Annotated in this window: 18 protein-coding genes and 3 tRNA genes; 17 read left to right on the forward strand and 4 right to left on the reverse strand. The window is 38.9% G+C overall.

Translation table 11 applies throughout. The annotated features are described in order from the left end of the window. Positions 1-45: 45 nt before the first annotated feature. From mfd to ACQKN4_RS22350, 9 genes are all read left to right on the forward strand, one after another. Positions 46-3,558, forward strand: a complete 3,513-nt coding sequence (mfd, locus tag ACQKN4_RS22310; protein WP_427484835.1) for a transcription-repair coupling factor — start codon at positions 46-48, stop codon at positions 3,556-3,558. 903 nt (positions 3,559-4,461) lie between these two features. Next, positions 4,462-4,998 (forward strand): stage V sporulation protein T, encoded by a 537-nt coding sequence (gene spoVT / locus ACQKN4_RS22315; RefSeq protein WP_079563690.1) that lies wholly within the window; start codon positions 4,462-4,464, stop codon positions 4,996-4,998. Between the two features lie 148 nt (positions 4,999-5,146). After that, a complete protein-coding gene (locus ACQKN4_RS22320; RefSeq protein WP_427484836.1) occupies positions 5,147-6,769 on the forward strand; it encodes a putative polysaccharide biosynthesis protein in 1,623 nt (540 codons plus the stop codon). 9 nt (positions 6,770-6,778) lie between these two features. Next, positions 6,779-8,239: a nucleoside triphosphate pyrophosphohydrolase gene (mazG, locus tag ACQKN4_RS22325; RefSeq protein WP_427484837.1), complete on the forward strand. Its 1,461-nt coding sequence runs from the start codon at positions 6,779-6,781 to the stop codon at positions 8,237-8,239. Positions 8,240-8,243: 4 nt separating this feature from the next. Continuing rightward, positions 8,244-8,534, forward strand: coding sequence for an RNA-binding S4 domain-containing protein (locus ACQKN4_RS22330; protein WP_079563693.1), 291 nt, complete (start codon positions 8,244-8,246; stop codon positions 8,532-8,534). Between the two features lie 108 nt (positions 8,535-8,642). Beyond that, the gene (yabP, locus tag ACQKN4_RS22335; RefSeq protein ID WP_004229167.1) at positions 8,643-8,942 is read left to right on the forward strand and encodes a sporulation protein YabP; all 300 of its coding nucleotides are present in this window, start codon (positions 8,643-8,645) and stop codon (positions 8,940-8,942) included. Next, positions 8,939-9,430 carry a spore cortex biosynthesis protein YabQ gene (gene yabQ / locus ACQKN4_RS22340; RefSeq protein WP_197142727.1) on the forward strand — a complete coding sequence of 164 codons (492 nt, stop codon included), beginning with the start codon at positions 8,939-8,941 and terminating at the stop codon, positions 9,428-9,430. The genes yabP and yabQ overlap by 4 nt, the downstream gene beginning before the upstream one ends. Positions 9,431-9,447: 17 nt before the next feature. Then, a complete protein-coding gene (locus tag ACQKN4_RS22345) occupies positions 9,448-9,912 on the forward strand; it encodes an FtsB family cell division protein (protein WP_427484838.1) in 465 nt (154 codons plus the stop codon). 133 nt (positions 9,913-10,045) lie between these two features. Beyond that, positions 10,046-10,492, forward strand: a complete 447-nt coding sequence (locus tag ACQKN4_RS22350; protein WP_079563696.1) for a S1 domain-containing RNA-binding protein — start codon at positions 10,046-10,048, stop codon at positions 10,490-10,492. Between the two features lie 211 nt (positions 10,493-10,703). Here the strand turns inward: ACQKN4_RS22350 and ACQKN4_RS22355 are convergent, their stop codons facing one another. The 4 genes from ACQKN4_RS22355 to ACQKN4_RS22370 all read right to left on the reverse strand — a co-directional run bounded on the left by ACQKN4_RS22355 (position 10,704) and on the right by ACQKN4_RS22370 (position 11,596). After that, complete coding sequence (locus ACQKN4_RS22355) at positions 10,704-10,955, reverse strand: hypothetical protein (protein WP_427484839.1); 252 nt, start codon at positions 10,953-10,955, stop codon at positions 10,704-10,706. Positions 10,956-11,357: 402 nt separating this feature from the next. Further along, positions 11,358-11,429: transfer RNA gene (locus tag ACQKN4_RS22360), tRNA-Glu, on the reverse strand. A gap of 5 nt (positions 11,430-11,434) precedes the next feature. Beyond that, positions 11,435-11,511: transfer RNA gene (locus ACQKN4_RS22365), tRNA-Met, on the reverse strand. Between the two features lie 10 nt (positions 11,512-11,521). After that, a tRNA-Gly gene (locus ACQKN4_RS22370) sits at positions 11,522-11,596 on the reverse strand. A gap of 686 nt (positions 11,597-12,282) precedes the next feature. Here ACQKN4_RS22370 and ACQKN4_RS22375 point away from each other — a divergent pair. The 8 genes from ACQKN4_RS22375 (at position 12,283) to ACQKN4_RS22410 (ending at position 23,011) form a co-directional block, all read left to right on the forward strand. Then, positions 12,283-14,673, forward strand: coding sequence for a SpoIIE family protein phosphatase (locus ACQKN4_RS22375; RefSeq protein WP_427484840.1), 2,391 nt, complete (start codon positions 12,283-12,285; stop codon positions 14,671-14,673). A gap of 31 nt (positions 14,674-14,704) precedes the next feature. Further along, the gene (gene tilS, locus ACQKN4_RS22380) at positions 14,705-16,111 is read left to right on the forward strand and encodes a tRNA lysidine(34) synthetase TilS (RefSeq protein ID WP_427484841.1); all 1,407 of its coding nucleotides are present in this window, start codon (positions 14,705-14,707) and stop codon (positions 16,109-16,111) included. A 64-nt stretch (positions 16,112-16,175) separates the two neighbouring features. After that, a complete protein-coding gene (gene hpt / locus ACQKN4_RS22385; protein WP_079563700.1) occupies positions 16,176-16,718 on the forward strand; it encodes a hypoxanthine phosphoribosyltransferase in 543 nt (180 codons plus the stop codon). A 434-nt stretch (positions 16,719-17,152) separates the two neighbouring features. Then, positions 17,153-19,177, forward strand: coding sequence for an ATP-dependent zinc metalloprotease FtsH (gene ftsH / locus ACQKN4_RS22390; protein WP_079563701.1), 2,025 nt, complete (start codon positions 17,153-17,155; stop codon positions 19,175-19,177). Positions 19,178-19,306: 129 nt separating this feature from the next. After that, a complete protein-coding gene (locus ACQKN4_RS22395) occupies positions 19,307-20,140 on the forward strand; it encodes an aldo/keto reductase (protein WP_427484842.1) in 834 nt (277 codons plus the stop codon). A 245-nt stretch (positions 20,141-20,385) separates the two neighbouring features. Continuing rightward, positions 20,386-21,153: a type III pantothenate kinase gene (locus ACQKN4_RS22400; protein ID WP_427484843.1), complete on the forward strand. Its 768-nt coding sequence runs from the start codon at positions 20,386-20,388 to the stop codon at positions 21,151-21,153. A gap of 21 nt (positions 21,154-21,174) precedes the next feature. After that, positions 21,175-22,056: an Hsp33 family molecular chaperone HslO gene (hslO, locus tag ACQKN4_RS22405; RefSeq protein ID WP_079563704.1), complete on the forward strand. Its 882-nt coding sequence runs from the start codon at positions 21,175-21,177 to the stop codon at positions 22,054-22,056. Next, entirely contained in the window at positions 22,040-23,011 is a 972-nt protein-coding gene (locus ACQKN4_RS22410) for a peptidyl-prolyl cis-trans isomerase (protein ID WP_079563705.1), read from the forward strand. The genes hslO and ACQKN4_RS22410 overlap by 17 nt, the downstream gene beginning before the upstream one ends. The last annotated feature ends 128 nt before the right edge of the window (positions 23,012-23,139 follow it).

Raw genomic sequence — 23,139 nt, forward strand, 5'->3', positions numbered from 1 at the left:
CTAGTAATGGTGACGAGAATTATGCGTTGAAAGGAGCTTTTGACATTGGAAGTTTTACGACAGCTTGTGATGCAGGACAAACATATCACATCATTTTTACAGGAGATTCAGAGCGACCATTCTGCAACACAGCTTATTACAGGATTAACTGGAAGCGCACGCCCAGTAATGGTCGATGCTTTATTTGAATATGTAAAAAAACCAATTTATATTATATCTCCTAATCTATTGCAGGCTCAGAAAATGGCCGACGAGCTGGCGGGACTTTTAGGTGAGGAGCATGTTCATTATTATCCTGCCGATGAGTTTATTGCTGCTGATTTATCTGTTGCTTCCCCAGAGCTACGTGCTGAGCGTATCGCAACACTTGATCGTCTTGCTAGAGGTGAAAAAGCTGTTTATGTAATACCGGTTGCGGGCTTACGTAAAATAATGCAGCCTAAAGAGCATTGGCTACAGTATTTTTTACAAATAGCAGTAGGTGAGGATATTCAGGTTGATGAATGGCTCCAAACATTAGTAGAGATGGGGTACGTGCGTAATTCGATGGTGACGACACCTGGAGAATTTGCGTTACGTGGTGGCATATTAGATATTTATCCTCCGTATTTAGAGTCACCGATTCGTATAGAATTATTTGATACGGAAGTGGACTCGATTCGAACATTTTCTGCGGACGATCAACGTTCTATCGATAAATTACAGAAGATTCGTATCCTCCCTGCTTCAGAAGTTATTTTGACAAAGGAAGAAAGAACGGCATTGGCAGGTCGTTTAGAAGCTGCATTAGCGACAAGCTTAAAGAAAGTCAAGAAGCAGGAGACGAAGGAGTTACTGTATCAACATATTCAATATGATATTGAATTGTTACAGCAAGGGAATTTACCGGACTATGTAAATAAATATGGTTCGTTATTGTATGAGAAAACAGCCTATTTAGGAGATTATTTTGTACACGACGGCATTGTGCTATTTGATGAGCTCGGGCGCATTCAGGAGGTTATGGATGCATGGGAGCGTGAAGAAGATGAATGGTTTTTATCTCTAATTGAAGAAGGGAAAATGGTGCATGATGTAAAGCCCGCATTCTCTTTAAAAGAGATTCTAGCAATGTTATCTCAGCAAAAACTATATTTCTCATTATTTTCGCGAACTTTTGCAGGTGTATCCTTCAATAAGACGACGAACTTTTCTTGCAAACCAATGCAACAATTTCATGGCCAAATGTCATTGTTACAAAGCGAGGTTGAACGCTGGCTACTCGGTAAATTTACTGTACTAATTGTGGCGAGAGATAAAGACCGTGTTAAACGTGTACAGCAAATGCTTGAGGAATATGATATTCATACGACAATTGGTCAACCGACAGAAGCGGGTATTTATATTGTGGATGGCTCGCTATCTAGTGGCTTTGAATTACCGTTACAGCGCTTAGTGGTAGTTACAGAGGATGAGCTGTTTAAACAGCAGGCGAAGAAAAAAGCACGTCCTCAAAAAATGACGAACGCAGAACGTATTAAAAGTTATACAGAAATTAAACCTGGCGACTATGTTGTACATGTACATCACGGTATTGGGAAATATATTGGCTTAGAAACACTGGAGGTAAATGGTACACATAAAGATTACCTACACATTCGATATCGCGCAGATGATAAGTTGTATGTTCCAGTAGAGCAAATAGATTTAATCCAAAAATATGTAGCATCTGAAGACCGTGAACCGAAGCTACATAAATTAGGTGGAGCAGAGTGGAAAAAAGCTAAAGCTAAAGTATCCTCTGCCGTGCAAGATATTGCTGATGATTTAATCAAGCTGTATGCGAAACGTGAAGCAGAGAAGGGTCATGCATTTGCGATTGATAATGACGATCAGCGCAATTTTGAGGCCTCATTCGCTTATGAAGAAACAGAGGATCAGTTACGTTCAATTATCGAAGTGAAACGTGATATGGAACGTGAACGTCCTATGGATCGCCTCGTATGTGGAGACGTGGGATATGGTAAAACTGAGGTAGCGATTCGTGCTGCATTCAAAGCAATTCAGGATGGCAAGCAGGTAGCTTTCCTTGTGCCGACTACGATTTTAGCGCAACAACATTACGAAACGATTCGTGAGAGATTCCAAGACTTTGCTATTAATGTAGGTCTCCTGTCTCGTTTCCGCACAAAAAAAGAGCAAACAGCGACATTAAAGGGCTTAAAAGAAGGGCAAGTTGATATTGTTATTGGAACGCATCGAATTTTATCTAAAGACTTGTTATTCCAAGACCTTGGATTGCTTATTGTTGATGAGGAGCAACGTTTCGGTGTAACGCATAAGGAAAAAATTAAACAACTTAAGACGAATGTTGATGTATTAACGCTAACGGCAACTCCGATTCCAAGAACACTTCATATGTCGATGGTAGGAGTTCGTGATTTATCGGTAATTGAAACGCCACCAGCAAACCGTTTCCCTGTACAAACCTATGTAATGGAGCATAGCGGTGCATTAGTGCGGGAAGCTATTGAGAGAGAAATGGCACGTGGCGGGCAAGTATTCTACTTATATAATCGTGTAGAGGATATGGCTCGTAAAGTTGATGAAATTCAAACGCTTGTCCCCGAAGCGCGTATCGGGCATGCACATGGGAAAATGACGGAGTCAGAATTAGAATCTGTCATATTAGCCTTTTTAGAAGGTGCCTATGATGTGCTTGTAACAACAACGATTATTGAGACAGGAGTAGATATACCGAACGTTAATACATTGATTGTTCACGATGCTGATCGAATGGGCTTAGCGCAGCTTTATCAATTGCGTGGGCGTGTTGGGCGTTCTAATAGGGTAGCATATGCGTACTTTATGTATCAGCGTGATAAAGTTCTTACAGATGTAGCTGAGCAACGATTACAGGCGATTAAAGAATTTACAGAGTTAGGTTCAGGATTTAAGATTGCTATGCGTGACTTATCTATTCGCGGTGCTGGGAATCTGCTAGGAGCGCAGCAACATGGCTTTATTGATTCTGTCGGTTTTGACTTGTATTCACAAATGCTACAAGAGGCGATTACTGAGCGCCAAACAGGTGTGAAAAAAGAAGAAAAGCCTGACATCGAAATTTTATTGAGTATTGATGCGTATATTCCAGATGTATACATTCCTGATGGCTATCAAAAAATTCAAATGTATAAACGTATTAAAGCGATGGATCAAGTGGAGGAGTATGGCGAAATCACGGAGGAATTAGAGGATCGCTTCGGAGATCTTCCGATTGAAACTGAGCGCTTACTGCGAATAGCACGTATGAAGGTATGGGGCCTAGGTGCAGGCGTATTGTCGGTGAAGGAAAAGCAAAAAATTATCACAATATTGTTGTCTGAAGAGGGAACAGTACAAGTTGATGGCAGTAAAGTTGTTGAAGAATCCATGAAATTCGAACGAGCTGTCGGTTTTGGTATGGATGGTATGCAACTGAAATTAACGATTGATGAACGGAAATGTGGGAAATATCAACCCTTTGAAATTTTAGAAGACATGATGCATATTATTGCTAACGCAAAAAAACAAAAATAATAAAAAGCTGACCTTATCTAACTAGGATAATGGTCAGCTTTTTATTATAGAAAAACAAAACGATCTAGGAGATCTTAATGAATGTTGACGCTATTGCTGTGCTTACGCATAGAAAACTGTTGTTATAGACGCAACGTTAGCACTACGCTTACGCACAGAAAACCTTTATTGCAGGCGCAACTTAGCGCTTACTCATACACAGGAAACCCTTATTAGTTGCGATGTTAACGCTACATTTACGCACTGAAAATATCCGATGCTGTCGCTTCGCTTTCTCGCAATAAAAAAATTCTGTAAACCTACGTTAGCACTACAATTTTGTACAGAAAATATATGTTGCAGACGCAACGTTAGCACTACACATACGCACAAAAAATAGTTGATGTTGCTCCCTTGCTTTCGTGCAGGTACATTGCAGAAGTTTCGTTTTACCATTATTAACTTTGGATGATATGCCAAAAGGTGCATGCGAATTGAAATTTTGATTGGACTGTAGATGGAGCGACTTCTTAGGTGTCGTTTTTACAAATAAGACTGTGGATCTAGCTGATAGGAGCGAGGAGGTGAAAAGGATTAAATTGCGTGAAAATACCTTTGTAATAAAAAACCTTTTGGTTCATTGACGCAATAATGTAGGTTGGATTATTATTATTTCTTGTTAAAAATTTTTTATAAATTATTTATAAAAATTAGTTTTTGTGGTTAATCTAAGATAAGTTGATTGAAGTTAAAAATTCTATATGCTAAATGTATTTGAAGTACAATAATTTAGGTTTTAAGGCCTTTTTGAAAAATATTGTTGGGTGTGAAATCCTTTTTCTTCAGTTTTTGCATAGATTGCTTCATAAATAACCATACTAGAGTTGAAAAAAATTTTTATTGTAGCGAAAGCGAGGATTATGAATGAAGGCAACAGGAATTGTTCGTCGTATTGATGATTTAGGGCGTGTGGTTATTCCAAAAGAAATTCGTAGGACGCTACGTATTCGCGAGGGTGACCCGTTAGAAATTTATACAGACCGTGAAGGCGAAGTTATTTTAAAGAAATATTCTCCAATTAACGATTTAGGGGAATTTGCAAGGGAATATGTAGAAACATTATATGAAACATTAGGTACTCCAGCGTTTGTAACCGACCGTGATGAAGTAATTGCTGTCGCAGGAATCGGTAAGAAAGAGTATATTAATCGTCGTATTACATCTTTTGCGGAAACTTTTATGGAAGAGCGTTCAACAAAAATAGAAAAAATGGAAACAACTATCGAGATTGTTCCTGGACAATATGAGCAAGTGAAGTCTTATTGTGCAACACCTATTATGGTGAATGGTGATCCAATCGGTTGTATTATCGTTTTATCTAAAGTACATTTTGTTGGTGAAGTTGAAGTGAAAGTTGCAGAAACAGCTGCTAACTTCTTAGCTAAACAAATGAATAGTTGATAAGAATTGAAAGTTATTGCGCTGACCTTTTTAGGCTGAACAATAACTTTTTTTCGTACATAGTTTTATGGTAATCCTACCCGCGCGCGTTAAACTTTTGAGATATGCTATACTATTGGCATTGTTAAAGAAGGAAAGAGGGCAATTTATGTCGGAACGTTTTGGCATGAAAAGCTACATGAAGGGCGCGGCATTACTTACAATTGCTGCCCTTGTTGTGAAGGTTCTAAGTGCAATTTATCGTGTGCCTTTTCAAAACCTTGTTGGTGATGAAGGATTTTATATTTATCAGCAAGCGTATCCAATTATATCCATTTTTGTCGTATGGACATCTAGTGGATTTGCAGTAGCTATTTCTAAGATGCTTGCAGATAATGATTGTATTTTAGACCCGCTAGAGCGAAATCAAAAACGAAGCGGTATTATGCGTATTGTTTTTCGTTATTTAACAGTACTATCGTTGTTGTTTTTTGTTGTTTTATTTAGTGGAGCTGAAATAATTGCAAGGCTTATGGGCGATACGCAGCTTGCTCCTTTAATACGGACAGGTTCATTTATTGCACTTGTCATGCCAGCTCTTGCTATTTTAAAGGGCGGCTTCCAATCAAGAGGTATTATGGAGCCGGTTGCTTATGCACAAGTCGTTGAACAAGCTGTGAGAGTATCCGTCATTATAGCGGGCACATTTATCATTATGAAGACGACAGAATCACTATATAGTGCTGGACAAATGGCTATAATAGGTACAGTTGTTGGTGAAATTGTAGGTTTTATATTACTTGCGTTTATCTTTAAAAAACGTTTCGGTTTATTTAACGATAAGAAAAAGCGGCGACGTATCGAAAGTTTTCCCATTATTAAAGAGGTCACATTGCTAAGTTTAAGTGTAAGCATGAGTGGTCTGTTGTTACTTGGCTATCAGCTAGTTGATTCCTTTACAATTTATTCACTATTAGTAGAGGGTGGAATGGATCAAAAGGTCGCTAAGGTAACAAAAGGCGTTTATGATCGTGGGCAGCCGTTAGTGCAGCTCGGAGTCGTCATTGCTTCTTCTCTTTCACTGGCTATTGTACCGCTTGTCGCACATATGTCCAAAAGACAAGAAGGCCGTAGTGCAATTCCGTTTATACAATTAACGTATAGAGCGTCTGTATTATTTGGGTGGGCAGCATCTTTAGGTTTAATACTCGTTATGCCTTATATTAACGTAATGCTCTTTAAAACAGATGCGCTGTCGGAAGTACTTATGGTATATGTGTTACAAATTGTGCCTTTGTCGATTATTTTGACATTTACAGCTATTCTGCAAGGTTATGGTAAATTAAAAAAGCCAGCCTTATTTTTAATTGTAGGTTTTATATTAAAAGTAATATTGAATGTGCTGACAATTAGTTTATTTGGTGTATTAGGTGCTGCTATTGCTAATAATGTGGGTCTACTGTTTACTGCCCTCATGCTCGTCTTTTATTTGAAGAAAATAATTGCAATTCAATTAGCACCAGCTAGTTTTTATAAAAAAGTTGGAATTGCATCACTAAGCATGGCAGTTGTAGTGCTAGTTTGGCTACAGTTTATACCATCGTTATTAAGCCAATTTTTATCACCTCGATTTGTTGCAGTGGTAGCAGGTTTTACAGCTGTTAGTCTAGGGGCATTTGTAATGGTCACAATAATTGCTAAGTTACGTGTGCTAGGCGAAAAAGAGTGGTACTTACTACCGTTTGGGCGCAAGATGGCAGTTTATCAATTATGGTTAAATCGGAAGAAGTAGGTGGATTTATTGAATACTTTAACAGTTATTGGTCTAGGTGCGGGTGATTTTAATCAGCTGCAAATGGGTGTCTATAAAAAATTAAAAGCGGCTAGAAAATTATATGTTCGTACAGTGGATCATCCGGTATTAGAAGAATTATCAGCTGAGGGCTTACAATTTGAAAGCTTTGACACGATCTATGAAAAACATAGCTCGTTCCAGCCTGTGTATGAAGAAATTGCAGAAACGCTTGTGGCTGCTGCGGCGATTAAAGATGTAATGTACGCTGTACCAGGACATCCACTTGTTGCGGAGCAGACTGTACAATTGTTGATTGCTGCTGCGGATGCGGGAAAAGTAAAATTAGTCATTGAAGGTGGACAAAGCTTCTTAGATCCAATATTCGGCGCGTTAAAGATCGACCCGATTGAGGGTTTCCAGCTGCTGGATGGCACTAGCTTTTCTATGCATGACATTAACATGCGTCAGCATATTTTAATTGCTCAAGTGTATGATACATTCAGTGCGTCAGAAGTAAAGCTTACGTTAATGGAGAAATACGATGACGAATACCCTGTTACAGTAGTTACTGCAGCAGGCTCGACACAGGAAAAATTAGTGACGGTACCACTTTATGAGCTTGACCAAAGTGTTGAGGTGAATAATTTAACAACGGTATATGTGCCACCTGTGAAATCGCAAGAGGAGGCTTTACGAGATTGGGCAACCTTCCGTCAAATTATTGCTGTTTTACGTGGTCCGAATGGCTGTCCGTGGGATCAAAAGCAAACGCATGAATCACTGAAAAAATATTTACTAGAAGAAGCGCACGAATATTTGGCGGCGGTAGATGCAGAGGATGACTTTGCGATGATCGAGGAGCTTGGAGATGTACTATTACAAGTATTCCTTCATGCACAGATCGGAGAAGATCAAGGTTACTTTACATTGGAAGATGTATTAGCTTCAATAAGTGAAAAAATGATTCGTCGACACCCGCACGTATTTGGAGATGTATCGGTAGAAGATGCAGAGGGTGTTGTAGCGAATTGGGAAGTTATAAAAGCAGAAGAAAAGGGTATAAGTGATAAGCCGCTATTGGAAGAGGAATACCGGGCGTCCTCTGCTCTACAAACTGCCTATAATTATCAAAAAAGAGCTGCGAAGGTTGGGTTTGATTGGCCCGATGTAGATGGAGCATGGGACAAGTTTGCGGAGGAATGGCAGGAATTTCGTAATGAGGTGACGAAAGGTACAAGTGCGTCACGTCTAGATGAATTTGGAGATGTCTTGTTCACGCTTGTGAATTTAGCGCGTTTCTACAAGTTAAATCCAGAAGAGGCTATGTTACATGCCAATGAGAAGTTTGCGAGACGCTTTGGTTATGTGGAGGCAAAGGTAGAGGAAAGTGGAAAGCCATTTTCTGATTATACATTAGAACAATTAGATGCTTTTTGGAATGAAGCGAAGCAACTGGAAAAGGAGTAAAAGTATGCGATTAGATAAATTTTTAAAAGTATCACGTTTAATTAAACGTCGTACATTAGCAAAAGAAGTAGCAGTTCAAGGCCGTATTACGATCAATGATAAGATCGCGAAGGCTAGTAGTGCTGTTAAAGCTGGAGACGAGCTAGCCATTCGTTTTGGACAAAAGATTGTGACAGCGCGTGTAGAAGAATTACGTGATACTGTGAAAAAAGAAGATGCCGCAAAAATGTTTACGATTTTGAAGGAAGAGCGTCTTGAAAAAATTGAGCCTGAATTTATTGATGACGAAGATTAAATCAATTATCCCTCTGATAAAAGTGTAGCAACTTTAATAAAGTTGTCATGCTTTTAAGGTTGTCCGCATAAAGTGAACAGAAGCTAGGACGACTAAAGGAGGAAGAAAATGACGCTACATCAAGAAAGTAACCGTTACACAATTCCATCTGGAGAGCATATTTTAACGATTCGTAATCGTAAAAGAATGGACATGACTTCTGTAAAATCAATTGAACGCTTTGATCAGGAAGAGTTTTTCATTAAGACGTCCCAAGGGCATTTGTTAATCCGTGGAGAAGAACTGCATATCGTTCATTTAGATGTTGACAAAGGGTTATTGACACTTGAAGGAACTGTAAAAACCTTACAGTATGACGAGGAGGAAAGTGGCTTCTCGAAAGGTTTCCTTCATAAGTTATTTGGATGATTGTTAGTGAACAATTTGTTCAACTATTAGTCATGGTTTTGAGCGGTATAGCAGTTGGATTCATTATTGATAGTGTAAGGCTTATTGTTTTTTCAACTCCAAAAAGGTCAAGCCTTCGAAGATGGATGATGGTATTTGAACTACTTACCTGGATTCTGCTTGGGGGCATGACATACTATTTATTATTTTGGCTAAAAGATGGCGCTTGGCGGGCTTATGACCCGCTAGCGCAAATAGCCGGAATTTTTTTGTATCAAACATTTTTTCAGACTTTTTTACGTTTCATCGCAAGGGTTTTGGTGAATATAACATGGAGACCTTTGTGGTTCATCATACGATTAATATTTGCTACCATTCGACAAATTTTTAATTTATTAATAAATATTGGAGCATTTGTTTTAAGACCTTTTGTCAAAATTTATTCGTATTTGTCCAACACTTTTTTTAAAAAATTTCGATTTATCAAGTATAATAAAAGACAACAATAACTTTCGGAGGTGCGGGCATGACTAAGCGTCGTTCATCAAATGATCGCCAACAAAACTATACTAAGCTTGATAATGACTATGTCCGTAACACGGATAAAGCTATAAATCGTAAAATTGAAGGGCGGAAACGGAAAATGCGCCGCATTGCCTTTTTTGCGATTGTACCAGTCGTTATTATTGCCGTTCTCGGAAATATACTTTTGAATCAAAATGAAACGCTAGCTGCAAAAGAGCAGGAAAAGGTTGAAGCGAAGGAGCATCTTTCTGATTTGAAAGAAGAGCGAGAATCGTTAAATCTTAGAATTAAACAGTTAGAGGATCCTGAGTATATCGCAAAGTTACTACGCAAAGAGTATTTCCTATCCAAAGAAGGTGAAATAAATTTTATTTTACCGGATGAAAAAGGAGAAAAAGAAAAAAAGGGCGATATACCAGATAAAAAAGACGCCGTATCAGAAAAGAAAGGTAAAAAAGACGACTGAAAAGCTATGTATTGTTGACACTCTTTTTTTGTTATATATAATGAAGAGAGAAACTTATTGTAGTAAAAAGTTTGATAAATTGATTACATGACTCAAAAGAGTCGCTTAATTTTTAAGGAGGAGCATTTTTTTTATGTCAATTGAAGTAGGCAGCAAGGTACAAGGTAAAGTAACAGGAATCACAAATTTTGGAGCATTCGTTGAGCTGCCAGATGGCAAAACAGGCTTAGTACACATCAGTGAAGTTGCTGACAATTATGTAAAAGATATCAATGAGCATCTAAAAGTTGGAGATGAAGTTGAAGTAAAAGTGATGAATGTTGAAGCGGACGGAAAGATCGGTCTTTCAATCCGTAAAGCAAAGCCTCAAGCAGAGAGACCAGAACGTCCGGAGCGTCCAGAGCGTCCAGCACGTCCACGTCGCGATAATCGTTCTAATGATCGTAACGAGCGCCATCAACCAAAAGAGAATTTTGAACAAAAAATGGCCCGTTTCTTAAAAGATAGTGATGAACGTCTAGCAACACTAAAACGTGCTACAGAGTCAAAACGCGGTGGTCGCGGAGCTAGAAGAGGGTAGTTTGCTGACTGTTTTAATCGTAGAAAAAGTGTGTAAATAGAGTTGGGATTAGCTTATATTAAGCTAATCCCTTTTTTTAATAATTTCTGTATACATTTCGTCTATCCATAAGTCATGAGTACTTTTTAAAATCTTTCAGTAAGTGTTTTCGTAGCGAAAGAAAAGAAATTTGTTGGCTAAAGCCTCCGACGTATGTAAAGATAAACGATTCTTACAACGTGGATGTCGGTCTCTTTTTCTTTTTAGGAGTAGGTACGGGAGCTTGTTCGGTAGGTGTCTCTGAAGACTTTTCGGTTGGATGAACAACCATTTTAACAAGTAAAAATACTCCGTATACACTAACGGCTAGTCCAGTAAGAAGTAAAAGTATTTGTACAGCGAATGGTAAATTAATAAGAATGGATACGAGAATGATCATAGAGCCGCTTCCGCAAATTAAAGCAGCTTTCGTTAATGAATTCAAAGGAAATAGACCTCCTAGATAACGCGCTCTTTTCATTATTAGTATGCCATATTTTCAAGCGCATCACCATAACGTGTGGCTGATTCTATTCCTACTGGGCGCTTTCCGATGGGTGGCAGCAACAAATTGTCTGTGCGAAAGCGAAGCGACAGCAACAACAAGGGTTTTGTCTGTGCGAAAGCGAAGCGACAGCAACAACGGAGAGTTGTTCAAGAAGCCGTTATCATAGGCTAGGATGTTTTTTAACCTTTGTTCCTCTATTTATTGCCCCTGCGTCTCATACAGTGAAAAATAAGTAATGTGATATTGCTAATAGGTTACTTTATAGTTTAAAAGGCTGTTGTACTGTTAACCGACAAAAAACAGGCGTCTCAGAAATAATTCTGAGACGCCTGTTTGAGATGACCCCTACGGGATTCGAACCCGTGTTACCGCCGTGAAAGGGCGGTGTCTTAACCACTTGACCAAGGGGCCTACTATGGTGGCGGCCGAGGGGATCGAACCCCCGACCTTACGGGTATGAACCGTACGCTCTAGCCAGCTGAGCTAGGCCGCCAATAAGATTATGGAGCGGAAGACGAGGTTCGAACTCGCGACCCCCACCTTGGCAAGGTGGTGTTCTACCACTGAACTACTTCCGCATTTTAAACAATTTGTTTTAGCAACAAGTTATATAATACAAGCCTTTGTTACTAACGTCAAGTAGTTTTTTGAAAAAAATTAATAAAAATATATGGTTTTATTCATTAATTAAAGATTTGCTAACAAAAAGGGGGAGTATGATGGCTCATCACCATGATGTGTGGTCGATTTCCGTTCCCCTATGCATTGCAAGGGCTCATCTGTGACGCTAGCCCCCAAGGAGTTACCTAGTCCCCACTTCGATCAACTTTATAATGAATGCCATCCACAACTTTTGGTGATGAACCCTTTTTATGGGAAATTTATCAAACTTTTTGTTCTTAAGTAGAAAAGTATCATCGACACAGCTGACTATAGTAATTATGACGAATAATGGAACGTCGATCGGTGAAAAGGAAAGGGTGAGAGGGCATTAGCCCGCTTATGGCATAGATTTTGTAAAGTATCGTATACAACGACAATGGGGAATAATTACCTAAATTTTCTGTTATTTAAAAACTGACCTCATAGAAAGTGATGTTTCTAATCTGTACAACTTATATTTTGTGTAGAAATTGTTGCCATTTCTCGTATTTATGCATATGTATTCGTCGAAATGTTTATATTTTTTTCTGCCACCGTCAGACAATCTTTCCATACATAATTTTTTATAATAGCTCCAAAAGTGCAGAAAGGGGTTAGTGAAATGACGAGTATTGAATGGTATAACACGGCAAATGTAGACGAACAAAAATTAGGAGTGAAAAAAAGGCAATTGTTAATAGGCTCTTTATTTTTTTTAACATCCTTCTTTTTAGCTCAGTCCGTTGTATTCGAAGCGGCCGTACCTTTCTCGGTTCCTTTTTGGGCAATTATTCGAACGAAGTATAAGGAATACGCCAAGTATGTTTTGTTTGGTGGTCTGATAGGATGTTTTTTTCTTGGATTTGGACAAGTCTTTATTTTAGCATTGCAAATCGTTATGTATGAATGTATCATGCGCTTCCGTTATTGGCAGTTGCCACAAAGTATAGCAGTCTCTTTGGCGGTACTGCTTGTGCAAATAATGTGGCAGGGAGTTATGCATCAAGGTTTACCGCCGGTGCTTGTGCAATTTTATGTAGGTTGTGAAGCGGCTTTAGCTCTTATTATGACGTTGTTTATGCAAGTGTTATTTGTCAATTCTTATGAATGGTTTACGAGCCATTGGACTTATGAAAAGTTGGGTTCTGGATTAGTTGTATTTGCTGCTATGCTTACAGGGATGCAAGCAGTTGTCATTAGCTATTTTTCACTCCCCATTTTTTTATTACAACTATTAATTTGCTTTGGTGCATTAGTAGGAAGTGTACCATTAGCGACAGTTATCGGAGCAGTGCTCGGAACGCTTATTGGCATTGCAAAACTTTCGTTTACGGGTATGCTTTCTGTGGCCACGTTAACTGGATTGTGTGCAGGGATGGGGGCCCGCGTAGGAAGATTTGGTGTAGCAATTGGCAGTATTTTGCCGAGTGTGTTTTTTTTATTTTACGATGCAACATTGCCGTTAGATAGCGTTTATTTTACATCGATTGCAGTTGGGAGTATTGCTTTTCTATCCATTCCGAAAAAATATTCTGATAAGGTGCGGGACAAGCTGTTTCCGCAGCGTGAGGAGGTCTTACTCGCCCGTCAAAGTTGGTTAACGGAGCATGTTACGTTTAAATTAGAGCATTTTCAGCACTTTGTACAATTTATGAAGGAGCTTGTGTTTGAGCGCTTTATGACGGCCCCGATAGAAGAGGCGAAGGAAGTTTCGCCGATGAATACATGCCTAAGCTGTTTCCGCTATGATCACTGTTGGGGAGCGCAAAATAACGGAATGGACAAGCTAATGACAGACTGGTTTCATATGAAAGGCGTTGGAAAGGATTCTGGTATGCATCGTGTCGAAGAACAAATACGTTATAAATGTGTGAAATCAACAAAAATTTTCGAAGAATTGGAAACAGAGCTGTACAGAGAGCGTATTAATGGTCAGTATTTTCATGGTAAGAAAATGATTGCCCTTCAGTTACGTGATATGAGCAATCATCTAAATCAGTTAATAGCGGAGATGAAAGAAGAGACTATTTCATTCGCTAGTGTGGAAAAGGACATTACTCAACGGTTAAAGGATGCACATATTGAATGTTTTCAACTAGATGTGTTAAGTAATAAGCCGGGAGCACGAAAAATTGTCTGCGCTTTAGCACCAGCACGCGTCAATTGGGAGGAAGACACAACATTAGCTGAACGGATGATATTGCCGATTTTATATGATATTTTTGAAGAACCATTTGAAATTGAAAAGGTAGTAGCAAGCGATATACCATTTCGTCATATTCAAGTAAGTTTTAGATCAGCTATTAGCTTTGAAGTAGAGTATGATATATATAGCATGTCTAAAGATGCGACGTTATATTCCGGTGATTCCCATGCATTATTTCAATTACATCCAGGACTATTTGCAATTTTATTGTCAGATGGTATGGGGCAGAGTAAAGAAGCACAGCATGAGAGTAGAAAGTTAATACATTTAATGCGAGAATGTTTAAATTACAATATGAACCCAGAGACTGCGATGCACACGTTGCATTATGTCATGTCCTTAAAGCAACAAAGTGATATGTATGCAACGCTTGATTTTGCACTTGTCGATTTACAACACGGTGATTTATGGTCGTGGAAGGCTGGTGGTATGTCTACGTATATTTTACGTGGGAAAGAGGTGCTGAAGGTTGAAAGCAATGCAGCTCCTGTAGGGTTTTTATCCATTTCAGCAGTAGAGGCAGAAAAAAGAAAGCTTAAGGCGGGCGATGTAATTTTGATGCACTCTGATGGATTGTTTTCAAGTGTTGATGATTGGGACGAGCAGGAAGAGACATTTTTAGCGTATGCTCAGCAGGTAGCAAGCACTACTAAAACTATACAGGAAAAATTAACGACGATTATGCAATCTTTCCAGTCTTACTATGACATTGAAGACGATTGCACTGTATTGATGCTAGAGGTTACACATGTTGTCCCAACGTGGGCCGTGTTTAGACCAGTTCAGCACTCTATGAGCAATTCATGATAATAGAGAACGAAAAGGGGAGGAGAAGCGTTTGTCACTCGAATTAAAGGTCAAAAAAATTATTGAAAAAGAGCAATTATTACAGCAAGACGACCATCTTCTCATCGCCGTTTCAGGTGGAGTGGATTCAATGGCTTTACTCCATTATTTTGTAAAAACAAAAGATCAATGGGGAATTACGGTTGAAGCCGTACATGTTGATCATATGCTAAGAGGTGAAGCATCGGCTGAGGACAGAGCTTTTGTCCGAAAATATTGTGATGAGTATGGTATATACTTATATGCAAAGGCTATTCCAATACCAGAGATTATGGCTTTAGAAAATGGCAATACACAGCTTATTTGCCGTAGAGAACGTTATCAATATTTTAAAGAGGTCATGGAAAAAACGAATGCTAGCAAGCTTGTAACTGCACATCATGCGGACGACCAACTGGAGTCAGTATTAATGGCCCTGACGAAAAATGCAACGATAAATGGGATGCAAGGTATACGTTCACAACGTACTTTTGAAGGAAAAACATTAATTCGTCCGTTTTTAACGGTTACAAAGTCTGAAATAAGGGAATATTTACTTAAGCAGGGGTTAGATTATCGTGAAGACGCTAGCAATTCTAAGGACACCTATGTACGAAATCGTTTTAGACATCATGTGGTGCCGTTGTTGGAGGCAGAAAATCCGCGAGTAACAGAGCAGGTAACCCATTTTACAAAGCAATTGCAAGAAGACGATGCCTATTTAATGAATTTAGCGGAGGATGTATTTTCTAGAATAGTAAAAAGAATTGACGAAAATACATATAGCATGGAAATTAAGGCTCTTCAATTGGAACCACTTGCTTTACAAAGGAGGATCATTTTAATACTATTAAACTATCTTTACAAAGATTCAAATACGATACAAAGTTATGCTTTATTGACTTCTATTACAAAGCTTTTTGATACGACAGCGGGGTATGCTGAAGTTCACTTGCCAGAAAATTTTATAGCAGTTCGCCGTTATGGAAAATTTACGATTCAGAAGAAAGATACATTAGAAGGTCAAGCTTCTCCTGAAAAAAAGATTATTTCGACTGCTAATGGGTGGACAACACTGACGAATGGTGAACGTTTATGCGTAGTCGAGTTGCCTGATTTATCGTCTAAAATGCTGACGGATACTGCACAACTTTTTTATTTTAACGCTAGCAAACTCAAACTTCCACTCTATGTTAGAGCGCGTAAGGAAGGGGATAGAATGCTGTTAAAAGGAATGGATCGGCCAAAACGCTTATCTCGCCTTTTTATAGATGAAAAGATTCCTTTGAATGAGCGGAATAGCTGGCCGTTACTGATTTCTCAATCTGAAGAGGTCGTAGCGGTAATTGGTGTGCGCGTGGGAATGTTGTTTTCAACCTCTCCGCAACCAAACGATGATACAGTGCTCATCGTAGACTAAGGTCTTTGTAAAATATCACCGCACATGGTTGAACATTTTTTTATACACACGAGGAGGAATCAAAATGTTACAAAATGACATCGAAAAAGTTATGATTACAGAAGAACAATTGCAAGAAAGAATCGCTGAATTAGGAGCACAATTGACAGAGGAATATAAAGATTCATTCCCGTTAGCTGTTGGTGTTTTAAAAGGGGCTATGCCTTTTATGACAGACTTAATGAAACGTTTCGATTCTTTCATCGAGTTAGATTTTATGGATGTTTCTAGCTATGGTAATGCTACAGTTTCATCTGGGGAAGTAAAGATTCTAAAGGATTTAAATACAAGCGTCGAGGGGCGTGACGTAGTAATTATCGAGGATATCATTGATAGTGGCTTAACGTTGAGCTATTTAGTCGACTTATTTAAATACCGCAAAGCAAAATCCATCAAAATCGTTACATTGTTAGATAAACCATCAGGTCGTAAAGTAAACTTAGCTGCTGATTATGTTGGTTTTGAAGTGCCAGACGGCTTTGTTGTAGGGTATGGTTTAGACTACGCAGAAAAATACCGTAATTTACCGTATATCGGCATTTTAAAGCCAGAAGTTTATTCTTTCTAAAAGAAAGAAGTTAACGAAAGAACACCAGCTATGAAAAGTAAGAGCCTCCAGCGAAGGACATAGATTTTTAGTTTTTTTACTTCCTTCAGCAGTGTTTACGTAGCGAAAGTGAAACGTCAGCTACAAGGTTTTATCTGTGCGACAACAGTAGACAGCGCGCGACTGAGTAACCAACACCACGTTGACCTAAAGCTGATTTTGGACGCAATTATGCCGAGGCATAATTGATCGTAAATTTAAAAATCTAGGCACATTGTACTGAATGAAGTGTCGGATACAAACGCTGGAACATAGTAAATAAATGCATAAATATGTTTCGATTTCGACAAAAATCGCACGAAACTTTTTTTATGTAGGGCTTTTCGTTGTATGATGAAATCATGATATGTTAAGATTTTACTTATAATTTTTCTGTTGTAATGAGGAGGCTGGAGATGAATCGAATATTTCGATATACCATATTCTATTTACTGATTTTCTTAGTGATTATCGGTATTTTTGGTACTTTCAATGGTGGAACTTCACCAACGAAAGAGTTAACTTATCATGAGTTTATAGAAGCTCTAGATAAGAAAGAAATAACAAGTGCTACAATTCAACCTGATAAATCAGTATACATCGTTGAAGGTACATTGAAGGGGTATGAAAAAGGAGAAAGCTTTACTGCAAACATCCCTACCAATAACCCATCTTTAATGGACCGCATCGATGAGGCTGCTAAGGATAAGAATAGTAATATTACATTTTTAACAGCGCCAGAAACAAGTGGATGGATTCAGTTCTTTACAGGGATTATTCCTTTCATCATTATCATTTTCTTATTCTTCTTCCTAATGAGTCAATCTCAAGGTGGCGGTAATAAAGTGATGAGCTTTGGTAAAAGTAAAGCTAAACTTTATGACGATCAGAAGAAAAAAGTTCGCTTTACAGATGTAGCGGGTGCTGATGAAGAGAAAGCAGAGCTTGTTGAAGTTGTTGATTTCTTAAAAGATCACCGTAAATTCACTGAAATTGGTGCTCGTATTCCAAAGGGTATCTTACTTGTAGGTCCTCCTGGTACAGGTAAAACATTACTTGCACGAGCAGTAGCAGGGGAAGCAGGCGTACCATTCTTCTCGATTTCAGGTTCTGACTTCGTAGAAATGTTCGTCGGTGTCGGTGCATCACGTGTTCGTGACTTATTTGAAAATGCAAAGAAAAATGCACCTTGTATCATCTTTATAGATGAGATTGATGCAGTAGGTCGTCAACGTGGCGCAGGTCTTGGTGGTGGCCATGACGAGCGTGAACAAACACTGAACCAATTGTTAGTTGAAATGGATGGTTTCGGGGCAAACGAAGGTATTATTATTATCGCTGCAACAAACCGCCCAGATATTTTAGATAAAGCTTTATTACGCCCTGGTCGATTTGACCGTCAAATTACAGTAGGACATCCTGATGTAAAAGGTCGTGAAGCAATTCTAAAAGTACATGCGCGCAACAAACCTTTATCAGATACAGTGGATTTAGCAGCTGTTGCACAACGTACACCAGGTTTCTCGGGTGCCGACTTAGAGAACTTGTTAAATGAAGCTGCGCTTGTAGCGGCTCGTAAAAGCAAACGTACAATTAATATGGCAGATATCGATGAGGCATCTGACCGAGTGATTGCAGGTCCAGCAAAAGCTAGCCGCGTTTACTCAGCGAAAGAGAAGAAACTTGTAGCGTTCCATGAAGCCGGCCACGTAGTTGTTGGTTTAGAGCTAGATGAAGCAGATACAGTACACAAAGTAACGATCGTCCCTCGTGGCCAAGCTGGAGGTTACGCGATTATGTTACCGAAGGAAGAACGTTTCTTCACAACAAAACAAGAACTATTAGACCGTATTGCTGGACTTCTTGGTGGTCGTGTAGCAGAGGAAATCGTCCTTGGCGAAGTATCTACTGGGGCACACAATGACTTCCAAAAGGTAACAAGTATTGCACGTGCCATGGTCACTGAATATGGTATGAGTGAAAATCTTGGTGCAATGCAGTTTGGTTCAAGTCAGGGTGGGAATGTATTCCTTGGTCGTGACTTTAATTCAGATCAAAACTATTCTGATTCAATCGCTTATGAAATTGATAAGGAAATGCAAAAAATTATCGATTCGCAATATGAGCGTACTAAACGAATCTTAACTGAAAAACGTGGATTACTTGATTTAATTGCTAACACGTTGATGGAAAAAGAAACATTGAACGCGCAAGAAATCGAGCATTTACGTGATCACGGTGTCTTACCGGAACCAGAGGTAGAACCGGTTGTAGAAAAAGCTCCTAAAGCTGAAGCTCAACCAGTATTAGATGTAGTTGGTGAACCAGTTGTTAAGAAAGAATTGCTTAACAATGAACCAAATCCAACAACAGCTGATTTACCTAAAGAGGACGTAGGGCCGAATGATACACCAAAAGGTATCGATGAAAAGCGTGATTAATATGGGAAAGACTGTTTACGATTTTAGTAAGCAGTCTTTTTCTTTGCCTTTTTTCTGTATTAGGTATTACGATAATTTTATATAGGTTCTTTAATATTTTAGAGCCAAAATAGATAGGAGTGTTGAAACATGGGTAACGTAACATTGAATAATGGTTTAGAAATGCCGTTAATCGGCTATGGCGTTTTTCGGGTACCTGAAGGAGATGACTTGGCTGAAGCGGTAAAAACTGCTATTGCAAAAGGTTACCGCAGCATTGATACAGCGCAAGTATATCGCAATGAAGAAAGTGTAGGGCGAGGAATTCGTGCAGCGATTGATGAGGGCTTAGTAACACGTGAAGAACTATTCGTAACATCAAAGGTTTGGAACGATGGACTCTCCTATGAAGAAACACTTGCAGCGTATGATAGTAGTTTAGAGAAATTAGGATTAGATTATTTAGATTTATATTTAGTTCACTGGCCTGGTATAGATACAAATTATGTTGATGTTTATAAGGCGCTTGAAAAAGTTTATCAGGATGGACGTGTACGCTCAATTGGTGTTAGTAATTTCCATGTTCATCATTTAGAACATTTATTAAAGGAAACATCAGTTATTCCTGTTATTAATCAAATTGAATTTCACCCGCACTTAACTCAAGAGGAAGTACGTGCATTTTGTAAGGAGAAAGGAATACAGGCAGAAGCTTGGTCACCACTAATGAATGGTTCTCTATTGGAAGAATCATTGATTCAGCAGCTAGCTTCTAAATATGGCAAAACACCTGCACAAATTGTGTTACGCTATGATGTTCAGCATGGTGTAGTCACTATTCCAAAAACAATGACTCCTGCACGAATGACGGAAAATCTAACGGTCTTTGACTTTGCATTAACAGAGGAAGAAATGGCTCAGTTAGATGCACTAAATGATGGTTTGCGTTGCGGACCAGACCCAGAAAAATTTAATTTTAAATAATTTGAAAGGAGCTACCTAAGATGAGGGTGGCTCCCTTTTGTAGTGAGATGAATGTTATTTCGTAGGAATAAAAGTGTGGTATCATTTTCTAAAGTGTTTTAACTTCTTTCCGATTCCGGACGGAATTTTACCGAGGTATAATTGATTTTGATTTTTTGTGCATGAATATGCATTGTTTTAGTTGTATCAATTGCATTGTGACAGGTACAATTACGATGAGGGGCAATAAATAGGAGGCATCAACGATGATTTTAGTTTTAGATGCAGGAAATTCGAATATCGTATTAGGTGTCTATGATGACAACGATCAATTGGCCTTCCATTGGCGTATGGTGACAGACCTTCATAAAACAGAAGATGAATACGCAATGCAAGTATTATCTTTCTTTAATCATGCAGGCATTTCATTTGAACAGGTTAAAGGCATTATTATATCCTCTGTTGTACCACCGATCATGTTTTCGTTAGAAGCGATGTGTCAAAAGTATTTTCGAAAAAAACCGCTCGTCGTAGGACCAGGTGTGAAAACAGGATTGAATATTAAATATGAAAACCCTCGTGAAGTTGGCTCGGACCGTATAGTGAACGCTATTGCGGCTCTTGATGATTATAAAGCACCATTGATTATTGTTGATTTTGGTACTGCCACGACGTATTGTTACTTAAACGAAAAGGGCGATTATATGGGCGGTGCTATCGCTCCAGGTATTTCGATTTCAACGGAGGCGCTTTATACACAGGCAGCTAGATTGCCGCGTATTGAAATATTGCGCTCTACACATATTGTTGGAAAGACAACCGTATCTGCTATGCAGGCCGGAATTTTTTACGGCTTTGTTGGGCAAGTTGAGGGAATTGTTAATCGCATGAAAGCACAAAGTAAGGAAGAACCTTTAGTAATTGCTACTGGAGGATTAGCAAATTTAATTGCTGGGGAGACGCAAGCTATTGATGTAGTCGACCCGTTTTTAACATTAAAAGGCTTATATAAGCTATATAAACGCAATCAATAAGAAATGAGGGACATTTCATTTATGAAAGACTATTTAGTACGCGGTTTAGGATTCAACGGGCAGGTTCGTGTTTTTGCGGCTTGTACAACAGCAACAGTAGGAGAAGCGCAACGACGTCATAATACATGGCCGGTTGTTTCAGCAGCCCTTGGTCGCTCTATGACTGCTGCGGTGATGATGGGTGCCATGTTAAAAGGTGAGGAAAAAATCACTGTTAAAATTGAGGGGGACGGTCCAATCGGTCCAATGGTAATTGACAGTAACGCGCACGGTGAAGTACGCGGCTTTGTGACAAATCCTCATGTTCATTTCGATTTAAATGAGCACGGTAAGCTTGATGTTCGAGCAGGTGTTGGAACAGAGGGTGCATTAACGGTCGTAAAAGATCTGGGCTTGAGAGATATGTTCTCTGGACAAACGCCAATTGTATCAGGTGAAATTGCTGAGGACTTTACTTATTATTTTGCTACATCAGAGCAGGTGCCTTCATCAGTTGGTTTAGGGGTTTTAGTAAATCCTGATAACACAATTCTTGCAGCTGGTGGTTTTATCCTTCAATTAATGCCAGGTTGTGAAGAAGAGACAATCAATGAAATTGAGCAGCATCTAGCTACTTTAGAGCCGGTTTCAAAAATGATTGAAAAAGGTTTTACACCTGAGCAAATTTTAGAGGCTGTATTAGGAGAGAGCCATCTACAAATTTTAGACTCCATGCCTGTAGAATTTAAATGTCAATGTTCAAAAGAGCGATTTGGTGCAGCGATTTTAGGGTTAGGGACACAGGAAATTCGAGAAATGATTGAAGAGGATGGCGCAGCGGAAGCGCAATGTCACTTCTGTTTAGAAACATACAGTTTCTCAAAAGAAGAGTTAGAAGGATTTATTGATGAGCTCAACGCGTAATCGAAGACCTTTATCCGCTGGAACACCTAACCAAACGCCCTTACTGCAACGCCGCCTTAAGACAAAACCGGCTTTAACAGTTATTTCAATCTTGCTATTAGGAAATATTATATGGTTTATTACTTGGTTAATCCCTAATAAAGACCAGGAAATTGGTAGCGACGAGCAAGTCGCTGCCGTTGACGGGGAAGTTATTACACGTCAAGAGTGGATGATTGCCATGGAAGAACGCTATGGTAAAGAGACGCTACAAAATTTAGTAAACGAATCTGTAATGGAAAAGGCAGCTAAAAAATTTAAAATTCAAGTGACGGATAAGGAGATTGATTTAGAGTTAGCCTTAATGCGATCTGCTCAAGATAAATTTGATACTGCCATGCAAAACCTCTCATCAGAGCAACTACGACAAAAACTTCGTTCACAGCTTATTTTGGATAAAGTGTTGACGAAAGATGTGGTTATAAAAAAAGGTAGTATTGAGAAATATTACGAGGAAAATCAGGCGCTATATAATACAAAAACAAACTATCGTACGAATTTTATAGAGGTGGATTCAAAAAAAGCTGCTGAGGAAGCATTAAGTGAAATAAAAAATGCCTCTGATTTTTCGGTACTGGCACGTGAAATATCCGTAGACAGTGCATCAGCTAGCTTAGGTGGAGATGTCGGTTTCCTTACAGAAAACCAAGAAAATATCGATCCGGCTATTTTAAAAGCAGTGCAAGCTTTAAAAGCAGGTGAGATTAGTAAAGCGTTTAAGCTTGCTAATGGTCATTATGGAATTGTACAAGTACAAGAGATATTAGAAGGTCAATCCTTTACATATGATGATGTGAAAGAACATATTGAACGTGAGCTTGCCTTAGAGCAGTTGTCACAATCTGTTACACCAGAAGCATTTTGGTCTGAATTTAATGCAACTTGGTATTACGGTGAAGCGAAAAAAGGTAAATAACAGATTGCTCGGAAATGAGCTTAAAGAATCTGCGAGATATCTGCGGGAAAAGTGAGCCAGGGAAACCCCTGCAGACGTTTAGCGTCACAGAGTAACGGCCACCCCAGGATATTGAGCAGATTTTTATT

This window comes from Lysinibacillus sp. NPDC093692, assembly GCF_050280125.1.
In the GTDB taxonomy this organism is placed as follows: Bacteria; Bacillota; Bacilli; order Bacillales_A; family Planococcaceae; genus Lysinibacillus.